Genomic DNA, 25,842 nt, shown 5'->3' on the forward strand with positions numbered 1-25,842 from the left:
ATCACATTATTTTCTAATTTATACAATCGCTCCCTTATCAATGACGGACAAGGGAGCAATTTTTATTCCTTTTTTTCTAGTTTGTCACCGTGACCTGACCTGTTCGGTAATCAAGTTGGATACCCTTTTGAACATTTGGAATCAGGACGTTGAATTCCAATTCGCCATCCGAAGACTTGGCTTCAATTTGTGAAGCAGATGGAACCAAATCCTCATTCGTAGCATAGTGGAGAGTTACCCGATAACGGACTCTCTTATTCTGGTCTAAGGCTTTCCTAACCAGACTCTCATAGTAGTTCTGCCCTGTCGAATCTTCCGCCTGAGCCTGATTGGCCCAAGCTGTCTGAACTGCAATGTTCTTGGGATTGCTGGTAGAAGCATCAAAGCCATCTAATCCACCTATCAAGGCATAACCCAACAAGTGCCCCCTATCTACTGCGTGTGTATAGGTTCCCTTTAAATTTTTAACCTGATGCCATCCCGGCGGTGTCCAAGAGGTCGAGCCGTTGCCTGTTTCTTCACGATTTTTATACTGCCGAGTCGCTTTGGATAAGAGAGCATTGGCAACCGTTGGGACGGTCTCTTTCCCGACTGGTTTTGTTTTATTATCCGCGTAGGGTTTGCTAGAAACTTTGGCATCTAGATTGGTTTTATTGCCATTTACGACAAAGGCACCTGCCCCATTCCATTCTAGACCACCTTTTATTTGATTCTTGATCGACTCGGTTAAGACACTTTCTGCCAACTCCTGACTAGGAGCTTCTGAAGCTTGTCTTTTCTGGCTAACCTTGGTTTTAGGGGTGTTTGGCGCTGACTGCATCTGCTTGATGTAATAGCTACCTGCAGATAATAGTAAGAATATGAGTAGCCCTATCAGAGCTTGTCTTGTTTTCTTGTCCATATCTCTCCTTATATCTCTAGAAAAAGACTGGTCTCCCAGCCTAATTTCCTGTAAATTTACTAATCAATTCTTGCCATTTCGCTGGAGACAAAATCGCCCATGGATCCTGTCCCTTTCCTAGAATTCCGTAGCCAATCATCAAGCCGATTCCTAAAGCAAGGAATCCCAGCAAGAGTACAATAAAAATCAACAGTAAGCGACGGAGTACATAACGTATATTTTTATTCTTCTTCATCATTTGCCTCAATCCGCTGAATCTTTGCTCCTAGCTGAGCTAACTTCTCATGGAAGCGGTAGTAGCCTCTGTCAAGGTGGACTAATTTACCAACAACTGTCTCTCCTTGCGCTACCAGACCTGTCAGAATCAAGGCCGCGCTGGCACGAAGGTCTGTTGATAGAACCTCTGCTCCCTGCAAGACTTGTCCTCCTACGATACGGGCTGTATCACGGATAATCTCCGAATGCAAGCCCATCCGACGCATTTCCTCCAGATGTTGGAACCGATTCTCAAATACAGTTTCCACCATGGTGGATTCCCCTTTTGCAACAGTCATTAAGGCTGTAAATTGAGCCTGCATATCTGTCGGGAATCCTGGATGTGGCAAGGTTTTCACATGAACAGCTTTAAGATTTTCCAGTTGAGAACGGACACGAATGCCTTCCGACTCCTCCGTTACCTCAACTCCCATTTCAAGGAGTTTGGCAATCAAGGGGCGATTATGCTCCCAGACTGCATCTCGAATGAGGACATCTCCGCCAGTCATGGCTGCCGCCACCATAAAGGTTCCAGCTTCGATACGGTCCTGTACCACATTATGAGTTGTTCCATGGAGTTCCTTGACACCAGTTACTGTAATTGTTTCAGTACCAGCTCCCTTGACCTTGGCTCCCATTTCATTAAGAAGGATAGCAAGGTCAACAATTTCCGGCTCACGCGCAGCATTTTCAATGACCGTCACACCATCAGCTAACGTCGCTGCCATCATCAGGTTTTGTGTCGCGCCGACACTAGGGAAGTCCATATAGATATGAGCGCCATGCAAGCGTTCTGCCTTGGCTTCGATGTAACCAGCTGTCTGGCTAATCTTAGCTCCCATAGCTTCCAAGCCCTTGAGGTGGAGATCGATTGGACGACTCCCAATGGTGCAGCCACCTGGCATGGATACCTTGGCATGTCCTACACGAGCAAGGATTGGGCCCAAGACAACGATCGATGCACGCATCTTGCTGACATACTTGTAAGGAGCCTCCTCTGTGATGTCACCAGTCGCATCGACTTCGACAAGATGAGCTTCCTCATCAAAGTCAACCTTGGCATTCAGACCACGAACTACTTGATTCATGGTGAAAACATCTGACAAGATCGGGACGTTCTGCAAGACTGTCTTACCCTTGCTTGCTAGAATAGTCGCTGCCAACAAGGGCAAGACGGCATTCTTTGCCCCCTCTATGGTCACACTCCCGACCAGACGATTATCACCGCCTTGAACCACAATTTTTTCCATAGTTGTTTCCTTTACTTTTGATTTTATAATAATCCTCTAAGTGCTTCTTGCCACAGTTGGTACAAACTGATAAAGAATGAACTCAAGATGTAGCCCATTACAATACTAAAGAAGCCTACCAACAAACGAACTTTTTTTGTGTTAGTAGCGGTTACTTTTAACACCTTTTCCCATCTCACAAGATCCTTTAAAAGGTAAAAACTCAAATAAATAAAGAGTATATGACTACTTAGAGTGAATAATAATTGAACCATTTGACTATTATACCATCTTATCCGCTTGCGCGCTAGTTTTCGATTTTTCTACGAATTAGGGGTTGTTTTTAAGGTAATCAATCGCATCCTGCAAGGTTTTAACGGGAACGATTTTCATCTCTGTCTTGATCGTTTTGGCAGCTTCTAGGGCTGTTTCATAGTTGCTTTTCGCATTGGGATCTGCTTTTTTCGCTTCCTCGGTGACTGGATTATCAGGAGCAAAAAAGACGTTTGCTCCCTGACGAGAGGCTGCAACAACTTTTTTGTCAATTCCACCAATGTCGCCAACATTTCCGTCCCGATCAATAGTCCCCGTTCCCGCAACGATACGACCATTACGAAGACCTGGATCTGCTATCTGGGTGTAGATAGCTAGACTAAACATGAGACCTGCACTGGGGCCGCCAATACCAGCTGTGGAGAAGCGAATCGGAACGTCACTGGTCACTTCCGTACGGTCAATCAAACCAATCCCAATCCCATTTTTCCCGTTTTCAAGAGTGATAATTTTACCTTCAGCAGTCTTAACTCTTCCGTCTTCTTCATAGGTCACCTTGACTGGATCTCCTAGTTTTTGAGAGTTGACATAGTCGACCAAGTCTTTTGAACTGTCAAATGTTTTGTCATTAACAGCCATCACGGTATCTGCTATGTTCAGAATGCCCTTAAAAGTTGAATTGTCTGTCACAGTTAAGACATAAACTCCCAGATACTTGAGTTCGATATCCTTACCAGCCGTCTTTAATCCTTGATACTTGGCCATGTTTTGAGAAGTTTGCATGTAGAACTGATTGATTCGCATAAACTCTGCATCAGTAGAGCCACCCGTAGTCTCCTTGGCACTTCTAATATCCGTGAAAGGTGTTAACCAAGCATAGACAAGATGCGACAGGGTTGCGTGTCGAATGCCGACTGTTACAAACTGGTAAGCTCCTGCTTCTGTGTCTTCTGTTTCATTGACTTTCAAAACTCGACGAATATCTTCCGCTCCACCTGGAACTTCTATGTAGTAGGGCAAAGGTACTACAAAGGCCAAAAAAGTCAATACTAGTGCTAGGATGGCATATAAGGGCCATCTAGTTTTTTTCTTCATGTTCTAATTCCTCCACAACACTGTTTGGAACATATTGCTGAATCTCCTGACCAAACTTCAGAAGTTCTCTCATGGCTGAAGAGCTAATATAAAGATGCTCTGGGCGACTATATAGGTAGACCGTCTCAATCTCTGGAGCTAGTTTATGATTGTAGTAGTCAAAACTAGCCTCGTATTGCAAGTCTGTAGCATTCCGCAAGCCACGGACAAGGGTTTTGGCTCCCAGTCTCCTTGCAACTTCGACTACCAATTCATCATGAGAAGCCAGCACCTCTACATTACCTAAATGCGCCACCGCTTTTTCGACTGCTCGTTTGCGATTTTCAACAGGGAGAAAACCTTGTTTGTGGGGATTATAGAACACCCCGACATAAAGCTTATCAAAAAGTTTGCTGGCACGTTCAATCATATCCAGATGTCCATTTGTCATCGGATCAAATGAACCTGTAAATAATCCAATTTTATCTGACATAGACTGTCACCTTACTAATCCCATATATTTTTTCCTTCCAGATGCCTAAGCAGGCGATTTCTTCTGGTAGTTCTACAGACTTATCGGTTTCGCAGACAACCATGACTTCTTGGGAGAAGAGATTTTTTTCTGCCATTTTTTCGATATCTGCAACGATTTGTTCTTTTGCATAAGGAGGGTCTAAAAAGACCAAATCAAATGTCCCTCCGACTTGCTCTAGAGCACGGTCAGCTTCCATCTTTAAGAGCTGAAATTTAGAAACTTCCTTGGTCATCTGGATATTTTCAGCGATGACTGCTTGTGCCTTTCGCTCCCGTTCCACTAAGACAGCACTGGACATCCCTCTTGACACAGCTTCAATAGACAGACCGCCACTGCCAGCATAGAGATCCAAGACACGACCACCCTCAAAATAAGGACCAATCATGTTAAAGATAGCTCCTCTCACCTTATCAGATGTCGGCCTAGTCGTCTTTCCTTCTAGCGTCTTGAGAGGACGCCCTCCGTAGATTCCTGATACGATTTTCATACCGTTTATTATACCAAATTATGGGCAAAAAGAGAAAGAAAACCGAACCTTGTGGTTCGATTCTCTACAAGATATTTTCGTAAATGTCGCGAACTTCTTGAGGCCAAACACTAGTCTGAACCTCTCCGATGTGTTTCTTACGAAGAAGGAACATGGCCATCCGAGACTGTCCAATCCCTCCACCGATTGTCAATGGGAAAAGACCGTTAAGCAAGGCCTTGTGCCATTCCAACTCCAGACGATCTTCGTCTCCTGTAAGGGCAACTTGGCGACGAAGGGTATCTTCATCTACCCGAATCCCCATTGAGGAAAGCTCAAAGGCACAGCCAAGAGATTCGTTCCAAACCAGAATATCTCCATTTAGCCCCTTGTAGCCATTCTCAGACTCTGTAGTCCAGTCATCGTAGTCAGGCGCACGTCCGTCATGCGGTTTTCCATCTGGTAACTCTCCACCAATACCAATTAAGAAGACTGCCCCGAATTCTTTACAGATTGCATTTTCACGCTCTTTTGGTGTCAAGTCTGGGTAACGTTCTACCAACTCTTCTGTGTGAATGAAGGTGATTTGCTTTGGCAAGATGGATTCGATATCATAGCGGGCTTCTACGGCTAGCTCTGTCAGACGAATAGCCTTGAAAATCTTCTCAACGGTTTCTTTGAGATAGGCGATATTGCGTTGACCATTTGGGATAACCTTCTCCCAGTCCCACTGGTCTACATAAACAGAGTGGGTCGCATCTAGTGAATCTTCATCTGGGCGCAAAGCCTTCATGTGAACAAACAGACCTTCACCTTCACCGAAACCAAAACGAGCCAAGGTGTGGCGTTTCCATTTAGCAAGTGAGTGAACGACTTCATAGGTTTCATCTGGAATCTGCAAAACCTTGACGGATACTGGATTTTCGACACCTGACAGGTTATCCTGCATCCCATCCCCGACCTTGCTCAAGATAGGACCTTGAACTTCAACAACTTCTAACTTATCTTTCAAATACTGGGTAAAAGTGTTTTTGACAAAGGAAATTTCTTCTTGTTGATGAATAAAACTTTTCTTCATAAACAGCTCCTCAAAAATTAGTTAAAAGCATTATACACCTATTTCCAAGAAAAGAAAAGAGTAAATAAGAAAAAGTCAGTGCTCTTTTGAACACTGACTCTGTCATTCATTAATCGTTTCGACCAAAGATTCGTAAGATGCTAAGGAAGAGGTTGATAAAGTCTAGATAGATGCTGAGAGCCATTGAAATGACCCATCCTGTCGCTACTTGCCCTTGTGACTGCTCATAAACATAGCGAATCTTTTGGTTGTCCCAAGCAATCAAACCTGAGAAAACCAAGACCATGGCAATACTAATCATGTAGTCAAAGAAACTATTGGCTAAAAATAGATTCACAACCATAGCAATGATGAGACCAACAAGCGCCGCCATCAAAGCTCGTCCCATTCCACTCAAATCTTTCTTAGTGAAAATTCCGATTGCCGCCATGACAAAGAAAAGAAGGGCACTGGATACAAAGGCTGATAAGACGGTTCCAGGTGTATAGAAGGCTACGACAAAGCTGAGCGTAAAGCCATTTAAAACAGAATAAACTAAAAATACTGGGAGAGCTGCTGGGCTATTTTTGGCAGCCATGCTACTTGCAACAAAGACTAGAGCAAGTTCTGCAAAAGTTGCAATCATCAACCAGAGACGGCCATGCATTAAAAAGTAGACCAATTGGGACTGAAAGACTGTCAACATCAAAGCTGACACGAGAGCTGATAGACCAATCCCCAGTCCCACAAAGGCGTAAACCTTAGCGTAAAATTGATTGAGACCTGAACGTTCTTGAATAATCGATTGATTCATTTTGATTCTCCTTTTTCTATAAATATGTCTTGATTATAACAAAGATTTTATAAATTAGCTGAAATAAAACATCAAAATGCCTGCTGCAACTGCCACGTTGAGACTTTCTGCTCGGCCTTTCATGCCAATATGAACCAGCTGATCAGCACTCTCAGCCATGACAGAACTAATCCCCTGCCCTTCATTTCCCATGACTAGAGCAAAGTTTTCTAAGGGAGAAAGCTCACGATAGTCCTTGGATTCTTTGGATAAGGTCGTTGCTAGAATGGGCAAATTGCTCTTCTTTGCCTCTTCTATAAAGATGGCAAGAGACATCCGATAGATGGGCAAATGAAAATGACTTCCTTGCATGGAACGCAGGGTCTTAAGACTGTAGATATCTGCTGACTTGTCTGAGACAATAACCCCTGTAAAACCTGCAGCATCCGCAGTCCGAATCATGGTGCCCACATTACCAGGATCTTGGACGTCTTCTAAAAATAGAAACTTACCCTGACTAAAATCAGGCAGTCCCACTTCTTCTTTTTGAAGAACAGCGACAATGCCTTGAGGAGTTTGCGTATCTGCTAAATCCCGCAAAATCTCCTCTGAAACCCAGACCGTTTTAGGAAAAGCAGCTAACTGATCTTGGTAACTTTCCAGAGCAAAAATCTTCTCAATCCTCACTCCAGCTTGAACAGCTTCTTCAAATAAGTGCCAACCTTCAATCAAATAGGCAGACTTTCGATGTTTTTTTTGATGCAATTTCTTGGCATTTTTTACCACTGAATTGGCTTTTGAGGTTATAATAGTCATAGAAATATTATAACACAATCAAAGGGGTTTGGTATGCAAAAGGTTAGAATGATTGCCCAAGGCAGGGTGCAGGGTGTTGGTTTTCGTTGGGGTGTTGTTACTCTAGCGCTTGAAATCGGTGGCATCACCGGTCGTGTCTGGAATAATGACGACGGCACAGTGGAAATTCTTGCTCAAGCAGAGTCTTCTGCCACTATGGCAAAATTTATCCAAGAAATCCGTAAAGGTCCAACGCGATTTTCAAAAGTCACCTATCTGGATGTGCAGATGAGCAATTTTTCATCCTATTCAGACTTCAAAGTTGCAAATTAGGTCTCCAGAACTATTGTATATTTTACAAAAAAACAGTAGAATAGAAAGGTATAATTTTTAAAGAAGGAATGAAAACATTGAAATCTATTAAACGTTTTGCCCTCTCTGCTATGGGAGTGGCTATGCTACTCGTCTTGACAGGCTGTGTCCAAGTAGACAAAGCAACAGGTAAGCCAGTTGGTCCCGTTTGGGATTTCTTGGGTGCTCCGATGGGAGAAGCTATCAAGTACTTCGCTACTGATAAAGGACTAGGCTTCGGGGTAGCTATCATTATCGTAACCATTATCGTGCGCTTGATTATCTTGCCACTTGGTATCTACCAATCATGGAAGGCGACACTTCACTCAGAAAAGATGAACGCCCTCAAACACGTGCTTGAACCACATCAAACACGTCTTAAAGAAGCAACAACTCAGGAAGAAAAACTTGAGGCTCAACAAGCTCTCTTTGCTGCTCAGAAAGAACACGGTATTAGCATGTTAGGTGGTGTAGGTTGCTTCCCTATCCTCATTCAAATGCCATTCTTCTCTGCTATCTACTTTGCTGCCCAGCTCACTGAAGGGGTAGCTAGCTCTACCTTCTTGGGTATCGATCTTGGTTCACCAAGTATGATCCTCGTAGCCTTTGCTGGTGTCCTCTACTACCTCCAATCACTCCTCTCACTTCATGGCGTAGAAGACGAGATGCAAAGAGAACAGCTCAAGAAAATGATCTACATGAGCCCACTCATGATTGTCGTCTTCTCCTTCTTCTCACCAGCCAGTGTGACACTTTACTGGGTTGTCGGTGGTTTCATGATGATTCTCCAACAGTTCATCGTTAACTATGTTGTTCGTCCAAAACTTCGCAAAAAAGTTCGTGAAGAATTTGCCAAAAATCCACCAAAAGAAAGCTCATTTTCAACTGGAGGCGGACGCAAAGATGTCACTCCAAACCAAGCAACTGCGATCATGACTAATAAGAAACATAAAAAACGCAATGCTGGTAAACAACATTCTAGAAAATAAGAAAAAAGCTTAGCTGAAAGGCTAGGCTTTTTATGCATCACAAAAGCCCGATGTTCCCATCAGGCTTCTTTTTATCCATGTACACGCTTCATGTAATCTTGATAGCTTTCTGTATCCATCAATTCCTTAGCGTTCTTCACACGGTCTGCTGTTGGAGGTTTGACTCCTTCGAGCGAATAAGGAATTCCAAGTTCACGCCACTTGAACTCACCCATCGTGTGATAAGGCAAGATTTCAAACTTGTCAACGTTTTTGAGGGTCTTGACAAACTTACCGAGTTCGATCAAGTCCTCATCTCTGTCCGTCAAACCTGGAACCAGCACGTGGCGAATCCAAACAGGCTTCCCAATATCTGATAGGTACTGGGCACAGGCCAAGATGTTTTTATTGGTTTGGCTGGTTACAATCTTGTGCTGTTCTTCGTTGATTTCCTTGATATCCAGAAGAACCAAGTCTGTCACCGCCATGAGTTTATTAAACTTTTCGAGATAACGTGGCTTGTTACGGAATGGAAGGGCACAGGTGTCCAAGGTACAGTGGATTCCTTTTTCCTTGGCCTTGGTAAAGAGTGCAATTAGGAAATCAATCTGTAAGAGGGCTTCTCCTCCACTAACAGTGATTCCTCCCTTGTCTCCCCAGAAACCACGGTAGCGAAGGGCTTCTGTCAAGACATCGTCTACTGTCCGTTCGCGTGATTTATTGGTCTCCATAGCCCATGTGTCGGGGTTATGACAGTACTGGCAACGCATGTGACAACCCTGCAAAAAGACAATGAAACGAATCCCAGGGCCATCTACCGCCCCAAAACTCTCTGTCGAATGCACCATTCCTGTCACTTGTCCATAGTCAATTGTTTCTTCAGACATATCGTCACCTTCCTTGAAACCGTTTTATAGTTTTATTATATCATGAGTAAGATGAAAAACAAGGTTTTTTGTCTATTTTTTAGAAAGCAATCTGTTTTTCACTTTCATTTTCATACCCTTTTAGTGATCTGGTTCAAAATCAAAACCATACAAGGTTGCGAAATAGTCCTCAGGACGCTCTGCACGGCGGATTTGGCGAGCATTTCCTTCTTCGGTATAGAGGATTTCTGCCGAGCGTAGTTTGGCATTGTACTGGTAACCCATGGAGAATCCATGTGCACCTGTATCATGAATCACCAGCAAATCACCGATTTCTGTATGAGGTAGTTCGCGGTTAACGGCAAATTTATCATTATTTTCACAGAGCGATCCAACCACATCTACGACCTCCACTGGTCCGTCTGGTTGCGTCAGATTGCTGATATGATGATAGACGCCGTACATGGCTGGGCGCATGAGGTTGACTGCTGAGGCATCCACACCCAGATAGGTACGGTAGGTTTTCTTTTTATGAGTTACCTTGGTGACGAGAACTCCGTGAGGTGCCAACATAAAGCGGCCCAATTCAGTGAAAATCTTGACCTGACCAAGACCTGCTGGCGTAAGGACTTCTTCATACACCTTACGCACACCCTCACCAATCATCGCAATATCATTTGGCTCCTGGTCTGGGCGATAGTTGACACCGATTCCGCCAGAAAGGTTAACAAAGTCCAGTAAAATGCCCAATTTTTCTTTGATTTCAACAGCCAATTCAAAGAGTTGACGTGCCAACTCTGGATAGTAGAGATGGGTCACGGTATTGGATGCTAGGAAGGAATGAATCCCAAAAGTCCTAGCTCCTTTTTCCTTTAAGATGGCAAAAGCTTCAAAGAGTTGATTCTTGGTCATGCCAAACTTAGCTTCCCCGGGATTGTCCATGATATCTGTTCCTAGCTCAAAAACGCCTCCAGGGTTGTAACGGCAAGAGATGATTTCTGGAATGCCTGCCGCTCGCTCCAGATGTTCAATGTCTTCAAAGGCATCCAAGTTAATGGTCGCACCTAATTCATGGGCATAAGCGTACTCTTGGTCTGGCGTATTGTTTGATGAGAACATAATCTCAGGACCTGCAAATCCAAGTTTATGGCTCATCAAGAGCTCTACATAACTAGAACAGTCCACACCACAGCCTTCCTCTTTGAGAATTTTCAAGATGGCTGGTGTTGGGGTGGCCTTGACTGCAAAATATTCCTTAAAGCCCTCGTTCCAGGAAAAAGCTTGGTTGACCGCTCTTGCTTTTTCACGAATCCCCTTCTCGTCATATAAGTGAAAGGGAGTCGGGAATTCGGAAACAATCGTTTCTAAATCTTCTCGGCTGATAAATGGTGTTTTCATAAGCTTCCTTCTATTCTGTTTGCAAAGAAAGGCTGGGACAATCGTTCCAACCTTTAGTTCTATCTCTTATTTGTCTTCGTCAAAGATATTTCCAATCTCGACATCGATGGATTGGTTCTTGACATCAATATTGGTTACTTTCAAGAGTGACTTGTAATCAAACTGCTTTTCACGTTCTTCTTGGGCATTGTCTGCAAAGACTGCGACACCAGCTAGTTCAGAATCGAACTCACGCAAGAGACTAATCATCCCGTTGACAGTTCCGCCACCTTTCAAGAAGTCATCCACGATCAAGACACGACTGCCTGCCTTGAGACTGCGTTTTGAAAGGAACATTTTCTCAATGCGGTCGCCACTTGATCCTGATACATAGTTGACGCTGACTGTTGAACCTTCAGTAATTTTCAAATCACGACGCACGATAACAAAAGGAACGTTGAGGACATTGGCAACTGCATTTGCAAGCGGAACACCCTTTGTTGCTACTGTCATAACGGCATCGATTTTTTGGTCCATAAAACTCTTGGCAATGATACGACCAATATTTTTCAAAATGGCAGGCGTACTAAGCAAATCAGATAGGTAGATGTAGCCACCTGGCAAGATACGGTCGCTTTCTGAAAGCTTATCACGCAAGTCTGCGATCATTTCTTTAGCTTCATGGCTCGAAATTGATGGTGTAAAGATAACGCCACCACCTGCTCCAGTCACTGTCTGGATATGGCCGATTTCGATTTCCTCAAAGGCACGCTTGATAATCACGATGTCCTCTGAGATAGATGATTTAGCTGATTCGTACTTTTCCGCAAAGGTATTGAGACTGGTTAGTTTGTATGGATTATTAATCAAATAGTTGGAAATGACAACCATCCGATCACTTCTTCTTAATTTCATTTTTATTTACCATTCCATTTAATTTTGATATTTTATCCATTATACCATATTCACATAAAAAAACGAACATTCTTGTGTAAAAAATGCTCGTTTTTCTTAAATTATTAATCTAAATCTGGTTTATAGAAGGAACGATTGTCCATGGCGAAGATTTTGTTGGTCATTTCTCCTTTATCCACCAAAGCAAGAGCTGTTGTCATCATCATCATGCTGGCATCGAGATTATCGATCATATGAATGATTTCAGCTTCCATCACACGAGGACGAACAGGACTACCATACTCGAGTAATCCATGGTGACTGAGGATAACATGGCGTAGAAGAACGACTTCTTCTCGAGTGTCATCGATGCCAAGCTCCATGACTGATTTGGTAATTTCGCTATCAATTAGGGCGATATGACCGATGAGATTGCCTCGCACTGTGTACTCCGTCTGATCAGGACCGCTGAGTTCTAGAACCTTGGCCAAGTCGTGCAACATAATCCCGGCATAGAGCAAGCTCTTATTGAGCTGAGGATAGATATCGCTAATGGCATCTGCCAAGCGCACCATGGTTGCCGTGTGAAAAGCCAAACCCGTTTCAAAGGCATGGTGGTTGGTTTTTGCAGCTGGATAGGAGTAGAATTCCTTATCATACTTGGTGTAGAGACTGCGAACGATACGTTGCCAGACAGGATTTTCAATTTTGAAAATCATTTGCGACATGTAGTCACGGATTTCCTTGATATCGACTGGTGACTTGACCTTGAAGTCAGCTGGATCATTGGGTTCGCCAGGCTGAGGCAGGCGGAGAGTGATTTGATTGACTTGAGGAGTATTATTATAAACTTCTCTGCGCCCCTGCATGTGGACCACTTTCCCTGCGGTAAAGGCCTCAACGTTATGAGGCTGAGCATCCCAGAGTTTTCCTTCAATCTCGCCACTATCGTCTTGGAAGGTAAAGGCTAGGTAGTTTTTCCCAGCTCGTGTCTGTCTCAGGTCAGCTGATTTGATCAGGTAAAACCCTTCAAACAGCTCATCTTTTTTCATGTGACTAATCTTCATATTCTTCCTCATCTTCTTGGAAATGGAGTAGATCAAGCGCAGGCTCACCTTCTGATAACTCAATGTGACGGAGCGTCCGCTCAATAGCTGTGGTGCGACGGTTTAATAATTCATCAATATTGCCAGAGGCATGTTGAAGATGTTTTTGTGCCTTAACCAAAATCCCCCCGAACTTGCCAAACTCAGTCTTAACGCTAGCAAGGGTCTTACTGATATGGTCGGCACTCTTTTGGATATTGAGAGTTTTGAAGCCAACCGATAGGGAGTTGAGCAGGGCTGATAGGGTACTTGGTCCTGCAACGATAATCTGCTCTTCCCGTCTCAAATCATCAAAGAAGACCGGATTGCGGACGATTTCTGAATAAAGACCTTCTGTCGGAACAAACAAGACTCCAAAATTGGTCGTCCGAGGCGGCGCTATATACTTGCTCTTGATATCCTTGGCGAAACGCTTAACGCTTGTCAAGAGAGATTTGCGACAGCGTTCAATCTCGTCCTTATCACCTGATTCATAGGCTTCTTCTAGGCGGTAATAATCTGCCAGTGGAAACTTGGAGTCAATTGGTAGATAGACGTATTCCTGGTCGCCTTGCCCAGGCAACTTGATGGCGTATTCCACTCGTTCACTGGAGTTTTCAACCGTTGCATATTCTCGTTCGTACTGGGTAGGCGTCATGATGTCTTCGATGATTTGCCCCAGTTGCAATTCACCCAGAATACCTCTCGTTTTGGTTCCTGAGAGAACCTTATTGAGGGCTCCGACATCGCGGGCAACTGTCTGCATTTCTCCAAGGCCGCGATTGACAGATTCCAGTTGTTTGGAGACTGTTTCGAAGGAAGCCTGCAAGCGTGTCTGCAAGGTTTTTTCTAACTTTTCCTCAACCGTTTGACGCATTTGTTCTAGGCGTTGCTCATTTGATTCCTGCAAAGCTTGGAGACGTTGGTCGGTCTTGTCTCTGGTTTGCAAGAGATTATCTGTCATTTCTTGACGGACTTGAGTCAAGCCTTGATGCAATTCCATTCGTACTTCCTGCAAGCGGTCACTAACAGCCACTTCCAAGTCTTTTTGATCTAGCTGGCTAGCTTGTCTGGCTTGTTCAAAGCGATAATCCAGTTGATCTGAAAGATTGTCTGCCTGATCCTCCAAGCTCTTGCTTAGGTGTTTCTCTTGCTTATCCTGCCTTTGCCAAATGAGAAAGAGTCCAGCTAGGTTGGCAATTAATAATAGTAATAATACAGTCTCCATCCTACCTCCTGTCCTTGCTGTGCAGTACGACTACATAGCCATCTGGGCAAGTCACCGAAACTTCCCTATCTATATATTCGTTAGAAGCGTACACTTTTCTAAAGAAAAAATTCTCCTCAGTCAACTCATACTTGGCACCGAGAATGGTCAACTGGCTATCCCGAACCGGCAGAAAGGCTAGATAGTCATAGTCCGAACGCGGTTCAAGCTGACTGGTTCCTTCTGGACAATAGCTAATCACATTTTGCCCATCCTCAATCTCTATCTGGCGCATATAGGGTGCTAACTTGGGATTGCTAGGCAGAAAGACATTGGCCAACATATGGTCAATACGGCCACCCAAAGCACCGAAAATAGTGACCTGAGCCTGAGGATTTTGCTCAAAGACGGTTAAGAGAGCCAATTCCAGATCCGTATCATCCTTTTCTGGCTGGGCTTGAACGAAATGCTGAGCACGTGCATGAATCAACTGACGTTCGTCTGCAGTGACAGAATCAAAATCTCCAACTGCTAGAGCCAGAGGAAGATCTTCTTCCAAGACCCAGAGCGATCCTCGATCCACACCGACAAAGCAATCAAAATCCGTCCGATAATGACCACGGTCTCCACCTGCAAAAACAGCAACCCTAGTCCAGTTGTTTTCTGAGCGTTTGCACTCGTTCATTGACATCTCCCTTAAAGACATAAGACCCTGCTACAAAAACTGTAGCACCAGCTTCTTTAGCTTGAGAAATGGTTTGATCATCAATCCCACCATCGACTTCGATCTCAAAATTCAAGCCTTTTTCCTCACGAAGGGTAACCAACTCACGAATCTTATCCATGGTTTCAGGTAGAAAGGCTTGCCCGCCGAAGCCAGGGTTAACCGTCATGACGAGGACTTGGTCCACTAGGTGAAGTACGTGTTTGATAGTTTCAACCGGTGTACCAGGGTTAACGACAACAGAAGGCTTGACACCTAGAGAACGAATCTTTTGAAGAGCACCATGGATATGAGGCGTTGCTTCGACATGAATGCTGATGATATCTGCACCTGCACGCGCAAAGTCCTCTAAATGGTGCTCAGGATTAGCCACCATCAAGTGGCAGTCAAAGACCATCTTGCTATGGGGACGAAGAGCTTCAACCACACCTGCACCAAAGCTGATCTGAGGTACAAAGTGACCATCCATGATATCGATATGGGCATATTCTGCCCCAGTTGCTTCTAGGTGTTTGATTTCACGTTCAAAGTTGGCATAATCTGCTGCCAGAATTGACGGAGCAATCTTGTATTGAGACATCGGTTTCTCCTTATTTTGGAATTTTTTTGCTGACTTTTTTATAGGTTTCTCTGCGATTTTCAATCTCACTGAGGAATTGCAGGTAATTGTCAAAACGGAAGCTGGCAATGATACCTTCCTCTACTGCTGGCTTGACTGCACAGGACGGCTCATGGGTATGGGTACAGGTACGGAATTTACAGTCTCGACTGACACTAGCAATCTCTGGAAAAGCCTGATTGAGGTCTTCAGCCGTTGATACTTCGTAATCCAGCGATGAAAATCCTGGTGTGTCTGCGATTTTCCCGCCATTGAGATTGTAAAAACTAACAGCTCGAGTGGTATGACGACCACGGCCTAGACTATCAGAGATTTCTCCTGTTTCAAGATTGAGGTCCGGTGCGATTTTATTGAGAAGGGTTGATTTTCCAACGCCTGTCTGCCCCATAAAGACCGTCACCTTGTTTGTCAAAAATGGCAAGAGTTCTTCTTTATTAGTCACAAAGTCATAGCCAATGGCACCGTAAGTTTGCTGGTAAAAATCCAGTTCTCCTCTATCTTCCAGCAAGTCCATTTTAGAAATATAGACAATAGGATGGATGCCCTTGTGTTCTAAGAGTACCAAGAAGCGATCCAGCAAATTGCTGTTGAACTCCGGTTCCTTGACGGACATGATCACCACAGCTTGGTCAATATTGACAATAGGTGGACGGACCAGACTGTTTTTCCGTTCGTGAATCTTGAGAATATAACCTTCAGAATTTTCCTCCGCAGAAAAATCTACCCAATCCCCAACATAGGGTGTATGACCTTTTTTACGGAAATTTCCACGCGCGCGTGTTTGATAAACCTGACCGTCACTCTCCACATAGTAGAAGCCCGCCAAGGCTTTAATGATTTGTCCCTGCATCTTAGAGTCCTTGTCCTTTAAGCGCATCTGAAAGGCTAGCAAATTCTTCCAAGCTTAGTGCTTCCCCACGCACACTTGGTGACAAGCCTGCTTGGTCCAAAGCCTTGGTCAGCTTATCCTTGACTTCTTCGGTCTTGCCAAAGTAGCCTGTTAAGTTGTTCCACAAGGTCTTGCGACGATGAGTGAAACTAGCCTTGGAAACCTTAAAGAAGAAATTCTCATCTTCGACTGCTACGGCTGGATCTGGACGGCGCACCATTTTCAAGATGGCCGAATCCACATTTGGTGCTGGCACAAAGACCGTACGAGGCACGATAAAGGCAACCTTGGCTGTCATGTAATACTGGACAGCAATCGACAAACTACCGTAAGCCTTGGTATTGGGTTGAGCGGAGATACGATCTGCCACTTCTTTCTGCATCATGACCACAAACTCACTAAAAGGAATGCCACTTTCAATCAAGTGCATGAGAATAGGTGTCGTGATATAGTAAGGCAAGTTGGCTACCACCTTAATGGGCAGGTCAGGATTTTTGAAATTCTGAATATGCTGCGCCAAATCGACCTTGAGAATGTCCTCGTTGACTACGGTAACATTGTCAAAATCACGCAGAGTATCCGCTAGAATTGGCATCAAACGGTGGTCGATCTCAAAGGCCATGACTTGAGCTGCGCGCTCAGCCAAAAATTCTGTCAAGGCACCAATCCCTGGCCCGATTTCAATGACATTAACCTGATCATTAATTTCAGCCGTATCCACGATTTTTTGAAGGATATTGGTATCCGTCAGGAAATTTTGCCCGAAGGACTTTTTAAAGGTAAAACCGTGACGCTCCAGCACTGCCTTGGTCACGCTGTAATCTGCAATTCTCATCTGTTCTCTTTTCTATTATCTGTTACTACTATTGTAACACATTCCCCATGCATTTTGAGGTCTGCTCAACTATTATCATAAGATTTCATCACCTCTTCCACTTCTGCCAAGGTTACTCCAAACAACTCTAAGCGCTTAAGCAACTGCTTGCCGTTGGAATAGCCGATACGGAGGCTTTCTCCTATATATTCTCTGCGTTTTCGACTATCCGCTCCTGCTAGGAAACCAAGGCGAATCAAATCACTCCGACTAATGTCAAACTCGTTCTCATTTTCAAATTGTTCTGTCACCTGAGCCAGAGCTGTTTTTAGGTCCTCATAGCTGGCGTGTTCGATTCCCAGTGAACGCCCCTTGGTCTTGGACTTGGGAACCGCTTCATCTCGTTTGAGAAAGGCATGCTGAACTGTCGGAATGGCCGTCATAATCATGCGACGAATGCGCTCACCGTTAAAGTCAGGATCTGTAAAGACAATGACTCCATGCAGTTCATGCAAGCGTTGAATTCGCTCTATATCTTGATTATTGATTGCGGAACCTCGTGTCTCATAGGTCTCTACGTCAAAATAACGTTTGAGATTAGCTGTATCATCCCGTCCTTCGACCACGATGACTTGGGAAATTTTCTCTTTCATGATTGTTTTTCCAATCCAAAAATACGCTCAGCATTGGCACTTGTCACAGCAGCTAATTCTTCTGTCGTCATGCCACGCAAGTCAGCGATAAAGTCCACCACATAGCGAGTATAGGCTGTTTTGTTTTCGCGACCCCGTTTAGGAACTGGTGCCAAGTAAGGGGCATCTGTTTCTACCAACATCTTGTCCAAAGGAAGTTCTCTGGCAGCTTCTTGGATATCCGTCGCTTTCTTAAAGGTCACCACTCCTGAGAAGGAAATGGTCATGCCAAGCTCAACAAACTTTTCAGCCCACTCAAGAGAGCCCGAGAATGAATGCATGATGCCACCACGAGAACCAACGCCCTCGCTCTTGATGATCTCATAAGTATCTTCTAACGCATCACGGGTATGGACCACAAAAGGTAAATTTAAGTCCTTGGATAACTGAATCTGACGGCGAAAAACCTGCTCCTGCACTTCCTTAGATGCTGTCATCCAGTGATAGTCCAGACCAATCTCACCCAAGGCAACTGCTTTGGGATGTTTTAACTTTTCAAGCAAGTAAGCTTCGACCTCGTCTGTGTATGTCCCTGCTTCAGTCGGATGCCAGCCAATAGTTGCGTAGAGTTGCTCATACTCATCTACCAATTTTAGGGCACGTTCAATGGTCGGCTTGTCAAAACCAACAATATTCATCCGGGTCACACCCATCTCAGCAGCTAGGGCTAATTCTTCATCTTCCCTTCCTGCAAATTCTTCTATATTTAAATGTGTATGCGTATCAAATATCATCTCTTCTAACCTCGTTTTCTTCCCTCTATTATACCAAAAAAGAGAAAGAGAGGTAAAACCTTCTTTCTCCATTTTTTTCTTTATTCTACATGCTTCGCTAGATCTTCTTGAGCTTTTTTGTTGGAATCAGCTTTTTCTTTTTGCCATTTTTCATAAAGCTCTTGATACTGTTTCGCAGTTACGGGATCCTTTTGCAACTCAACATACTTGTAGTTGTCCGCATCCCCTTTGTGTCCGACAAATGAGAAGGCTCCTGTGAATGGCACAGTCTTACGGAAGATTGGATTAGCTCCACCACTTTGAACGGGTAGGAAAAGAGCACTATCTGTTAGCCAAGCTTGAACTTCAGCAAATTTTTCATAGCGAGCCTGAGTATTTTCAACCTCATTTTCTGCCACATCCAACAACTTCTTATAGGTAGATAGATCAATTTTTTCCTTGACATCATTGTCTTTTCCTGGGGTCAAACCAAGATTTTTTAACTGAGAACCAGATTCTGGATCCAAGAGGTCAAGATAGGTCTTAGGATCAGAGTAATCTCCGCTCCAGCCTGAGATGTCGATGTCATAGTCCTTTTGTTCAGCTGTATCAGCAAAGAAGGTTGCATTGTCTTTCTCGTCTGGAGACAATTGAATCACATCGATAACAATATTGTCTGATCCAAGTGTTTCTTCAACCGTCTGCTTGAAAGAACTTGCTTGCTGTACGTCTAACTTGGCAGTCTGGTCAACCAACATATCTAAATGGATCGGGAAGGTAACACCTTCTGCCTGCAAACTTTCTTTGGCTTTAGCGAATTCTGCCTTGGCTTTATCAGCATTCAAGAAGGCAGGTTGCGCGTCGTTCAGATTGATATTTGACCACTCTGTACCATAGTTGACTATCTTTTCATTGACAGCATCCCCGAAGTTTTTGCCTCCGATTTGAACAAAGTTGCTCGGTGTGACTGTGTTTCGAAGAATACGGTCAGCTCCATCTTCTCCATTTGTCTGCGCAGCGTAGGCATGACGGTCAAAGGCAAAGTTAATCGCCTGACGGAAATCTTTATTTTGCATAGCTAGACGTGAATCCGTCTTTTCTTTATCCGTCTGTTTCATGGTTTGATTGTAACTTTGACGGTTGACATTGAAAAGATAATAGAAGGTCACAGCGTTTTGAGGAGTATAAGTAATCTTATCCTCATTCCCTTTTTTCAGCTGGTCAAAGACAGAACTTGTCGGGAAGATACGTCCGTCTGTGTAGTTACCTTCTAAGAATGCTCGAGCCAAACTATCTTGGTCTGAACCATCATAGAAGGAAAGTTTTACCTTCTCAATCTTCACATTGTCCTTATCCCAGTAATTAGGGTTCTTTTCAAACTCAATTAAAGATTTTGATGTGAAAGACTTGAACAAGTATGGCCCATTGGACAGGATGCTAGAAGGCGTTACACTTCCAAAGTCATCTCCCTTAGATTTCAAAAAGGCTTCATTGACAGGGCTCAAAATCCCCCCGGTTGTCTTCGAATTCCAATAAGATTCCGGCTTGTTCAAAGTGTATTGAAGAGTATAATCATCCACAGCCTTGACTCCAACAGTCTCAAAGTCAGATGTTTTCCCCTCAACATAGTCTGCCAAACCTTTGATTGAGTCTTGGACCAAATACAAGTTTTCAGCCTTTTTATCAGCTGCATACTTCAGACCGGTCACAAAGTCATGAGCTGTCACTTCAGCATATTCTTCTCCCTCAGAGGTATACCACTTAGCTCCTTGGCGGATTTTGTAGGTATAGGTCAAACCATCTTTTGATACTGTCCATGACTCTGCCATAGAAGGAACGAGGTTCCCGTACTTATCATTTTCCAACAAACCATCGATCAAGTTTGTCGTAATACTAGAGGTCGAACCACGTGTTGAAGTGATATAGTCTAATGTATCTGGGTTACTTGCAAATACATATGAGTAGGTTTTATCTGCAGCATTTGACTGCGTTGAGCCACAAGCTGCCATCAAAAAGCTTGCACTCAGAATTCCAGCTCCTAGTAGAAGGGCTTGTGATTTCTTCATATCTGTTCTCCATTTTTATAGTATATGAAATATTATACACCATTTCAGCAAAAATATAAAGCATTTTCAGACTGGTATTATAGGAAAAAAGAAAAGCCAGTAGACTCGAGTTCCTACTGACTTCTTTGTTGAATTCGTTTGGATTAAGCAGCCAAAACTTTGCGTCCTTTACGACGACGAGCTGCCAATACGCGACGACCGTTTTTAGTTGACATACGGTTACGGAATCCGTGTTTGCGCGCACGACGAAGTTTACTTGGTTGATAAGTACGTTTCACGATGAATACCTCCTCATAGATTTTGTATTCGTTTAGCCGGCTATAAAGTGATCAGTTACTAAACATACTTTACTATTCTATCTGATTCTGCCACTTTTGTCAATAGCTCCAAGCAAATGTTTTCTAGCTTTTCCTATGAAAGCCCTATCTACGATACTGACTCAAGAAACGTGTCATCTTTTCTTGGATTTGTGCCAATTCATCCACACGAGGAAGGTAAACGATACGGAAATGGTCTGGTTCCTTCCAGTTAAAACCGCGACCATGAACCAAAAGAACCTTTTCTTGTTTCAAGAAATTGAGGACAAACTGCTCATCATCATCGATGCGGTACATATTACGGTCAATTTTAGGGAAGATATAAAGACCCGCCTTAGGCTTGACTGCAGATAAACCTGGAATATCTTGAATGGCATTATAGATAAAGTTTCTTTGCTCATAGATTCGACCACCAGGAAGGAGCAATTCGTCCACTGACTGGTGACCTCCTAGCGAGGTTTGTACAACTTGCTGGGCCAAAACGTTGGAGCAAAGGCGCATATTTGACAGCATATTGAGCCCTTCGATATAGCCCTTAACATGAGTCTTAGGTCCAGACAAGACCATCCAGCCTACACGAAAACCTGCGATACGGTGAGATTTTGACAGACCATTCATGCTGACGCAGAAGACATCTGGAGCCAGACTTGCTACAGGTGTATGCACATGTCCGTCCATCACCATGCGGTCATAGATTTCGTCCGCAAAGATGATCAAATCATGCTGGCGCGCAATCTCGATAATATCTAATAAGAGTTCCTTAGGATAGAGAGCTCCCGTCGGGTTATTTGGATTGATAAGGACAATGGCCTTGGTATTAGAGCTAATCTTAGATTTAATATCCTCCAGATCAGGGTACCATTCTGCTTCTTCATCACAGATATAGTGAACAGCATTTCCTCCAGCCAAGCTGACAGCAGCCGTCCAGAGAGGATAGTCTGGCATAGGTACCAAGACTTCATCACCGTTATCCAAAAGCCCTTGCATAGACATAACAATCAGCTCACTGACACCGTTACCTAGGTAGATGTCGTCGATGCCCACGTTTGGAAATTTTTTCAGTTGGCAATACTGCATAATAGCCTTACGTGCTGAAAAAATACCCTTAGAATCAGAGTAACCTTCACTATCACGCGCATTCATAATCAAATCATGAATGACCTCATCAGGTGCTGTAAAACCAAATTCAGCAGGATTCCCTGTATTTAGACGCAAAATCTTTTCACCATTTGCGCGCATCCGCATGGCTTCTTCCAAAACCGGACCACGAATATCATAAGCCACATGCTCTAACTTACTAGACTTGTTAAATTCTTTCATCTTTTTTCCTCAATTCATCAGGATAGTAACATTATACCACTAGACAGGCCATGCGACAAGTTTTCTGAAACAAGCCAACAAAAGAAAAGTCTCGCTAAATGCGAAACCCTTCGGACATAGAAGATTGATCCTTTAGCTAAGTCCTATCACATGCCAAAAGACAGACCAAGAAAGACCAAAGCTAAAAAAGAATCATACAAAAGATTAAACATAAGAAACAAGCCCCACGTGACCAAATAGTCCATGTGCCCACTTCTTTTGGCTACTAAATATAGGATTAGATGATAAACCAAATGAAAAAGTAAAAATCCCACAAATCCTGGATAAAGAATCGGAATAACCTTCTCTAGCTGCCAAAGCATCACTACTTCACCTACAAGTGACGCAAGGATAATTCCATGATAAAGAAAACTTATTTTTTTAGAAGCTTGAACAAAATCTTTCATGCTTTCTCATCCCCTCGCTGTGTTTTCTACTATCCCGTTTTCTTTTATTTTAACATATCTCCACCAAATTGAATCTCCAATCATATTTATTTAAATCTGATTTTTGCTTTACTTCTTTAGTGAAAAGGGTTACAATAACAGTAAGAAAATTTCAGGAGGTTTCATTATGGCACAACGTTACCAAAATGTTATGGTCGCAATTGATGGTTCTAAAGAAGCAGACTTGGCTTTCGTCAAAGGTGTTTACACTGCTCTACGTAACGAATCCAAGCTCACCATTGCCCATGTTATTGACACACGCGCTCTTCAAAGCGTGTCTACCTTTGATGCTGAAGTTTACGAAGAACTCCAAGTCGACGCTGAAAGTCTGATGAAGGAGTACGAAAAGCGCGCAAGAGATGCTGGTGTGACCGATATTCACATCGTCATCGAAATGGGAAATCCAAAAACCCTCCTTGCCCGTACTATTCCAGACGCAGAAAATGTCGATCTGATACTCGTTGGTGCAACAGGGCTCAATGCCTTTGAACGCCTCTTGGTTGGCTCTTCATCTGAGTACATTCTCCGTCATGCGAAAGTCGACTTGCTGGTCGTGAGAGAAAGTGAAAAAACATTGTAATCATAAAAAAAGGAGCACGGAGCTCCTTTTTTTATGACTTATTTCTGTTTTTCTTTGTGGCGCTCATAGGCCTTCATCTGGCGTTGGATCTCTTTTCGAATCGCAGCTTCCGGGGCATAGTGTTCATCCCAGTCATCTGGTTTTAAAATTTTATGTGTAACTGGATCAAAATGAGCTTTTCCATCAGGGAACACTTTCCCCATATTCGCCTCGTGAACAATATCAAAGATACGTTCCGGATCTACTCCCATTAAGACAAAGCTACCATAGGTAAAGTAGAGAGTATCGATCAAGGCATCAACTTGCCCAATCAAATCTTTTTGGGCCGGTGTCTTTTTCACCACTTTCTCTGCAGCCTTATCAATCGCCTCGTGCATACTTGCAAGCGACTGCTGGAATTCTTCCTCTGAAGAACTTGCTGCACGAACAAACTCTACTAATTCTTCAATTTTAAAGTCTGCACGGTGGGTCGCTCCTTCAACATCCCAGGCCCGTGGTTCTTCTTGGGTTCGTTCATCCATCATGTGGTGGAAGGTTTTGACCTTATTGAAGTGGTAGTCCCGACTGACAAATACCTTTTCTGCTGCTAAAACACCAAAATGTTCGAGTGCCTTGTGGATACCATCTTGTTGGTTACTTGCAGTGATGTGTTTGGCAACCTCTTTGACGCTGTTACTGCCATTTCCCATAGCCACAGACATACCGACACCCGCCAACATTTCCAGGTCATTGTCTGAATCTCCGAAGGCCATGACTTGGTTGAGGTCGAAACCATATTCTTTCCCAATTAGGCGAATGCCTTCTAATTTTGAATTCCCTTGGTTGATGATATCTGCTGCGAAAGGATTGCTTCGAGTCAATTTCAAATCTTCAAAATCACTGGCAGCTTTCTCAGATTCTTCTGGAGTCATCAGCATTAACACTTGATAGATTGGCTCATTTATCAAACGAAGCAGGTCATCTTCCTTTTGAGGGACTGCCTTGCTAACCATTCGATTAAAGGAACGGCTAACGGTTCTTGTTAAGGCAGTCGGGATAAAACGGCTCACCAGCTGTGAAAAGGATCCGAGACCAAAGGACATAATTTTAGAGCCAACTACTGCATGCTCCGTTCCAAGAGCGATTTCTTTACGCTCCTTTTTAGCATAAGCAATCAGTTGACGTAGACTTGACTTAGCGATTGGGCTTGCAAAGAGTACCTTTTCTTTATTAAAAATGTATTGGCCGTTGTAGGTCACTGCAAAATCCAAGTCCAAGTCTTCCATCAATTCCTTGACAAAGAAAGGTCCCCGTCCTGTCGCCACTCCAACAAGCACCCCTTGTTCTTTAACGATCCGAATTGCGTCCTTAGTGGATTTCAAAACACTCTTACGATCGTTGACTAGCGTTCCATCGATATCAAAAAAAACAGCTTTGACTTCCATCCTATCCCATTCTCCCCTTTTGTGTTACAATGATTATACCACATTTCAGAAAGAGTGAGTAATTCATGCCTAAGAAAATCCTTGTTTTACATACAGGTGGGACTATTTCCATGCAAGCAGACGCCTCTGGCGCAGTTGTGACCAGCCAGGACAATCCCATGAACCATGTCACCAATCCTCTTAAAGGGATAGAAGTCCATGCCCTAGACTTTTTTAACCTACCGAGCCCCCATATCAAACCCAAACACATGCTAGCCCTCTACCATAAGATTAAAGAGGAAGCAGACAACTACGATGGGGTTGTGATTACACATGGGACGGACACTTTGGAAGAAACAGCCTACTTCCTTGATACCATGAAAATCCCCAACATGCCCATCGTTCTAACCGGAGCTATGCGTAGTTCCAACGAACTCGGTAGCGATGGCGTTTATAACTATCTGAGTGCTTTACGAGTCGCCAGCGATGACAAGTCAGCTGACAAGGGTGTCCTGGTCGTTATGAACGATGAAATCCACGCAGCCAAGTACGTCACCAAAACCCATACCACCAACGTCGGGACCTTTCAAACTCCTACTCACGGGCCTCTCGGCCTCGTCATGAAGCAAGAAATCCTCTACTTCAAAACAGCCGAGCCACGAGTTCGCTTTGATCTTGATTGCATACAAGGTCTGGTGCCTATCATCTCCGCTTATGCAGGTATGACCGATGAACTGATCGACATGCTGGATTTAGAGCACCTAGATGGGTTAGTCATTCAAGCTTTTGGAGCTGGAAATGTTCCCAAAGAAACAGCCCAAAAATTAGAAACTCTCCTCCAAAAAGGAATTCCAGTCGCCTTGGTTTCACGTTGCTTTAACGGGATTGCCGAGCCCGTCTACGCCTACCAAGGGGGGGGAGTGCAGTTGCAAGAGTCTGGCGTTCTCTTTGTCAAAGAACTCAACGCTCAAAAAGCGCGCCTCAAATTATTAATTGCCCTTAATGCTGGACTAAAAGGACGAGCCTTAAAAGACTATATGGAAGGCTAATCCTCTTCTCTAGAAAGCAAAATCAGGAAATCTTCACGATTCCCT

General features: G+C 43.7%; 30 protein-coding genes. 4 read left to right on the forward strand and 26 right to left on the reverse strand.

Annotated features, from left to right (window positions below):
- Positions 1-76: 76 nt before the first annotated feature.
- The 10 genes from MK409_RS07595 to MK409_RS07640 all read right to left on the reverse strand — a co-directional run bounded on the left by MK409_RS07595 (position 77) and on the right by MK409_RS07640 (position 7,399).
- A complete protein-coding gene (locus tag MK409_RS07595; protein WP_268705888.1) occupies positions 77-901 on the reverse strand; it encodes a DNA/RNA non-specific endonuclease in 825 nt (274 codons plus the stop codon).
- Positions 902-941: 40 nt separating this feature from the next.
- The gene (locus tag MK409_RS07600; RefSeq protein ID WP_000739700.1) at positions 942-1,136 is read right to left on the reverse strand and encodes a DNA-directed RNA polymerase subunit beta; all 195 of its coding nucleotides are present in this window, start codon (positions 1,134-1,136) and stop codon (positions 942-944) included.
- Positions 1,123-2,406, reverse strand: coding sequence for a UDP-N-acetylglucosamine 1-carboxyvinyltransferase (gene murA / locus MK409_RS07605; RefSeq protein WP_268705889.1), 1,284 nt, complete (start codon positions 2,404-2,406; stop codon positions 1,123-1,125). Before murA ends, MK409_RS07600 begins: the two co-directional genes overlap by 14 nt.
- A 23-nt stretch (positions 2,407-2,429) precedes the next feature.
- Positions 2,430-2,660 carry a DUF1146 family protein gene (locus MK409_RS07610; protein WP_002892633.1) on the reverse strand — a complete coding sequence of 77 codons (231 nt, stop codon included), beginning with the start codon at positions 2,658-2,660 and terminating at the stop codon, positions 2,430-2,432.
- Between the two features lie 55 nt (positions 2,661-2,715).
- On the reverse strand, positions 2,716-3,753 hold the full coding sequence (locus MK409_RS07615; RefSeq protein WP_268705890.1) for a SepM family pheromone-processing serine protease: 1,038 nt from the start codon (positions 3,751-3,753) through the stop codon (positions 2,716-2,718).
- Positions 3,737-4,225, reverse strand: coding sequence for a pantetheine-phosphate adenylyltransferase (coaD, locus tag MK409_RS07620; RefSeq protein ID WP_268705891.1), 489 nt, complete (start codon positions 4,223-4,225; stop codon positions 3,737-3,739). Before coaD ends, MK409_RS07615 begins: the two co-directional genes overlap by 17 nt.
- Positions 4,215-4,754 (reverse strand): 16S rRNA (guanine(966)-N(2))-methyltransferase RsmD, encoded by a 540-nt coding sequence (gene rsmD, locus MK409_RS07625; protein WP_268705892.1) that lies wholly within the window; start codon positions 4,752-4,754, stop codon positions 4,215-4,217. The genes coaD and rsmD overlap by 11 nt, the downstream gene beginning before the upstream one ends.
- Before the next feature lie 64 nt (positions 4,755-4,818).
- Positions 4,819-5,811, reverse strand: coding sequence for an aspartate--ammonia ligase (gene asnA, locus MK409_RS07630; protein WP_268705893.1), 993 nt, complete (start codon positions 5,809-5,811; stop codon positions 4,819-4,821).
- 109 nt (positions 5,812-5,920) lie between these two features.
- Positions 5,921-6,604 carry a Bax inhibitor-1/YccA family protein gene (locus MK409_RS07635; RefSeq protein ID WP_268705894.1) on the reverse strand — a complete coding sequence of 228 codons (684 nt, stop codon included), beginning with the start codon at positions 6,602-6,604 and terminating at the stop codon, positions 5,921-5,923.
- A 54-nt stretch (positions 6,605-6,658) separates the two neighbouring features.
- The gene (locus MK409_RS07640; RefSeq protein ID WP_268705895.1) at positions 6,659-7,399 is read right to left on the reverse strand and encodes a TrmH family RNA methyltransferase; all 741 of its coding nucleotides are present in this window, start codon (positions 7,397-7,399) and stop codon (positions 6,659-6,661) included.
- Between the two features lie 33 nt (positions 7,400-7,432).
- Here MK409_RS07640 and MK409_RS07645 point away from each other — a divergent pair, with 33 nt between their 5' ends.
- A complete protein-coding gene (locus tag MK409_RS07645) occupies positions 7,433-7,711 on the forward strand; it encodes an acylphosphatase (protein WP_268705896.1) in 279 nt (92 codons plus the stop codon).
- A 77-nt stretch (positions 7,712-7,788) separates the two neighbouring features.
- Complete coding sequence (gene yidC, locus MK409_RS07650) at positions 7,789-8,718, forward strand: membrane protein insertase YidC (RefSeq protein ID WP_268705927.1); 930 nt, start codon at positions 7,789-7,791, stop codon at positions 8,716-8,718.
- A 71-nt stretch (positions 8,719-8,789) separates the two neighbouring features.
- Here the strand turns inward: yidC and pflA are convergent, their stop codons facing one another.
- From pflA to MK409_RS07725, 15 genes are all read right to left on the reverse strand, one after another.
- Positions 8,790-9,584, reverse strand: coding sequence for a pyruvate formate-lyase-activating protein (gene pflA / locus MK409_RS07655; protein ID WP_001288281.1), 795 nt, complete (start codon positions 9,582-9,584; stop codon positions 8,790-8,792).
- Positions 9,585-9,704: 120 nt separating this feature from the next.
- Entirely contained in the window at positions 9,705-10,961 is a 1,257-nt protein-coding gene (locus tag MK409_RS07660; protein ID WP_268705897.1) for a diaminopimelate decarboxylase, read from the reverse strand.
- Between the two features lie 66 nt (positions 10,962-11,027).
- Complete coding sequence (gene purR, locus MK409_RS07665) at positions 11,028-11,855, reverse strand: pur operon repressor (protein ID WP_002874197.1); 828 nt, start codon at positions 11,853-11,855, stop codon at positions 11,028-11,030.
- 104 nt (positions 11,856-11,959) lie between these two features.
- Positions 11,960-12,901 (reverse strand): 3'-5' exoribonuclease YhaM family protein, encoded by a 942-nt coding sequence (locus tag MK409_RS07670; RefSeq protein WP_268705898.1) that lies wholly within the window; start codon positions 12,899-12,901, stop codon positions 11,960-11,962.
- Positions 12,891-14,147 carry a DNA recombination protein RmuC gene (gene rmuC / locus MK409_RS07675; RefSeq protein WP_268705899.1) on the reverse strand — a complete coding sequence of 419 codons (1,257 nt, stop codon included), beginning with the start codon at positions 14,145-14,147 and terminating at the stop codon, positions 12,891-12,893. The genes MK409_RS07670 and rmuC overlap by 11 nt, the downstream gene beginning before the upstream one ends.
- A 1-nt stretch (position 14,148) precedes the next feature.
- On the reverse strand, positions 14,149-14,811 hold the full coding sequence (locus tag MK409_RS07680; RefSeq protein WP_268705900.1) for a thiamine diphosphokinase: 663 nt from the start codon (positions 14,809-14,811) through the stop codon (positions 14,149-14,151).
- Positions 14,774-15,430 (reverse strand): ribulose-phosphate 3-epimerase, encoded by a 657-nt coding sequence (rpe, locus tag MK409_RS07685; protein ID WP_268705901.1) that lies wholly within the window; start codon positions 15,428-15,430, stop codon positions 14,774-14,776. Before rpe ends, MK409_RS07680 begins: the two co-directional genes overlap by 38 nt.
- Positions 15,431-15,440: 10 nt before the next feature.
- Entirely contained in the window at positions 15,441-16,319 is an 879-nt protein-coding gene (rsgA, locus tag MK409_RS07690) for a ribosome small subunit-dependent GTPase A (protein ID WP_268705928.1), read from the reverse strand.
- Position 16,320: 1 nt separating this feature from the next.
- Complete coding sequence (gene rsmA / locus MK409_RS07695) at positions 16,321-17,193, reverse strand: 16S rRNA (adenine(1518)-N(6)/adenine(1519)-N(6))-dimethyltransferase RsmA (RefSeq protein WP_268705902.1); 873 nt, start codon at positions 17,191-17,193, stop codon at positions 16,321-16,323.
- Positions 17,194-17,258: 65 nt separating this feature from the next.
- Positions 17,259-17,825: a ribonuclease M5 gene (gene rnmV, locus MK409_RS07700; protein ID WP_268705903.1), complete on the reverse strand. Its 567-nt coding sequence runs from the start codon at positions 17,823-17,825 to the stop codon at positions 17,259-17,261.
- On the reverse strand, positions 17,822-18,598 hold the full coding sequence (locus tag MK409_RS07705; protein ID WP_268705904.1) for a TatD family hydrolase: 777 nt from the start codon (positions 18,596-18,598) through the stop codon (positions 17,822-17,824). The genes rnmV and MK409_RS07705 overlap by 4 nt, the downstream gene beginning before the upstream one ends.
- A gap of 80 nt (positions 18,599-18,678) precedes the next feature.
- Complete coding sequence (locus MK409_RS07710; protein WP_268705905.1) at positions 18,679-20,643, reverse strand: peptide ABC transporter substrate-binding protein; 1,965 nt, start codon at positions 20,641-20,643, stop codon at positions 18,679-18,681.
- Between the two features lie 143 nt (positions 20,644-20,786).
- Complete coding sequence (gene rpmH / locus MK409_RS07715; protein WP_000831905.1) at positions 20,787-20,921, reverse strand: 50S ribosomal protein L34; 135 nt, start codon at positions 20,919-20,921, stop codon at positions 20,787-20,789.
- 144 nt (positions 20,922-21,065) lie between these two features.
- A complete protein-coding gene (locus MK409_RS07720; RefSeq protein WP_268705906.1) occupies positions 21,066-22,280 on the reverse strand; it encodes a pyridoxal phosphate-dependent aminotransferase in 1,215 nt (404 codons plus the stop codon).
- Between the two features lie 146 nt (positions 22,281-22,426).
- Positions 22,427-22,726, reverse strand: a complete 300-nt coding sequence (locus MK409_RS07725) for a hypothetical protein (RefSeq protein ID WP_268705907.1) — start codon at positions 22,724-22,726, stop codon at positions 22,427-22,429.
- A 166-nt stretch (positions 22,727-22,892) separates the two neighbouring features.
- Between MK409_RS07725 and MK409_RS07730 the strand changes: the two genes are divergently transcribed.
- A complete protein-coding gene (locus MK409_RS07730; protein ID WP_000079162.1) occupies positions 22,893-23,345 on the forward strand; it encodes a universal stress protein in 453 nt (150 codons plus the stop codon).
- A 38-nt stretch (positions 23,346-23,383) separates the two neighbouring features.
- Here MK409_RS07730 and MK409_RS07735 read toward each other — a convergent pair whose 3' ends face one another.
- Positions 23,384-24,769, reverse strand: coding sequence for a Cof-type HAD-IIB family hydrolase (locus MK409_RS07735; protein ID WP_268705908.1), 1,386 nt, complete (start codon positions 24,767-24,769; stop codon positions 23,384-23,386).
- 65 nt (positions 24,770-24,834) lie between these two features.
- Between MK409_RS07735 and MK409_RS07740 the strand changes: the two genes are divergently transcribed.
- Positions 24,835-25,797: an asparaginase gene (locus MK409_RS07740; RefSeq protein ID WP_268705909.1), complete on the forward strand. Its 963-nt coding sequence runs from the start codon at positions 24,835-24,837 to the stop codon at positions 25,795-25,797.
- The last annotated feature ends 45 nt before the right edge of the window (positions 25,798-25,842 follow it).

The sequence above is a fragment of the Streptococcus oralis genome (assembly GCF_026782375.1).
Classification (GTDB): Bacteria; Bacillota; Bacilli; order Lactobacillales; family Streptococcaceae; genus Streptococcus; species Streptococcus oralis_CL.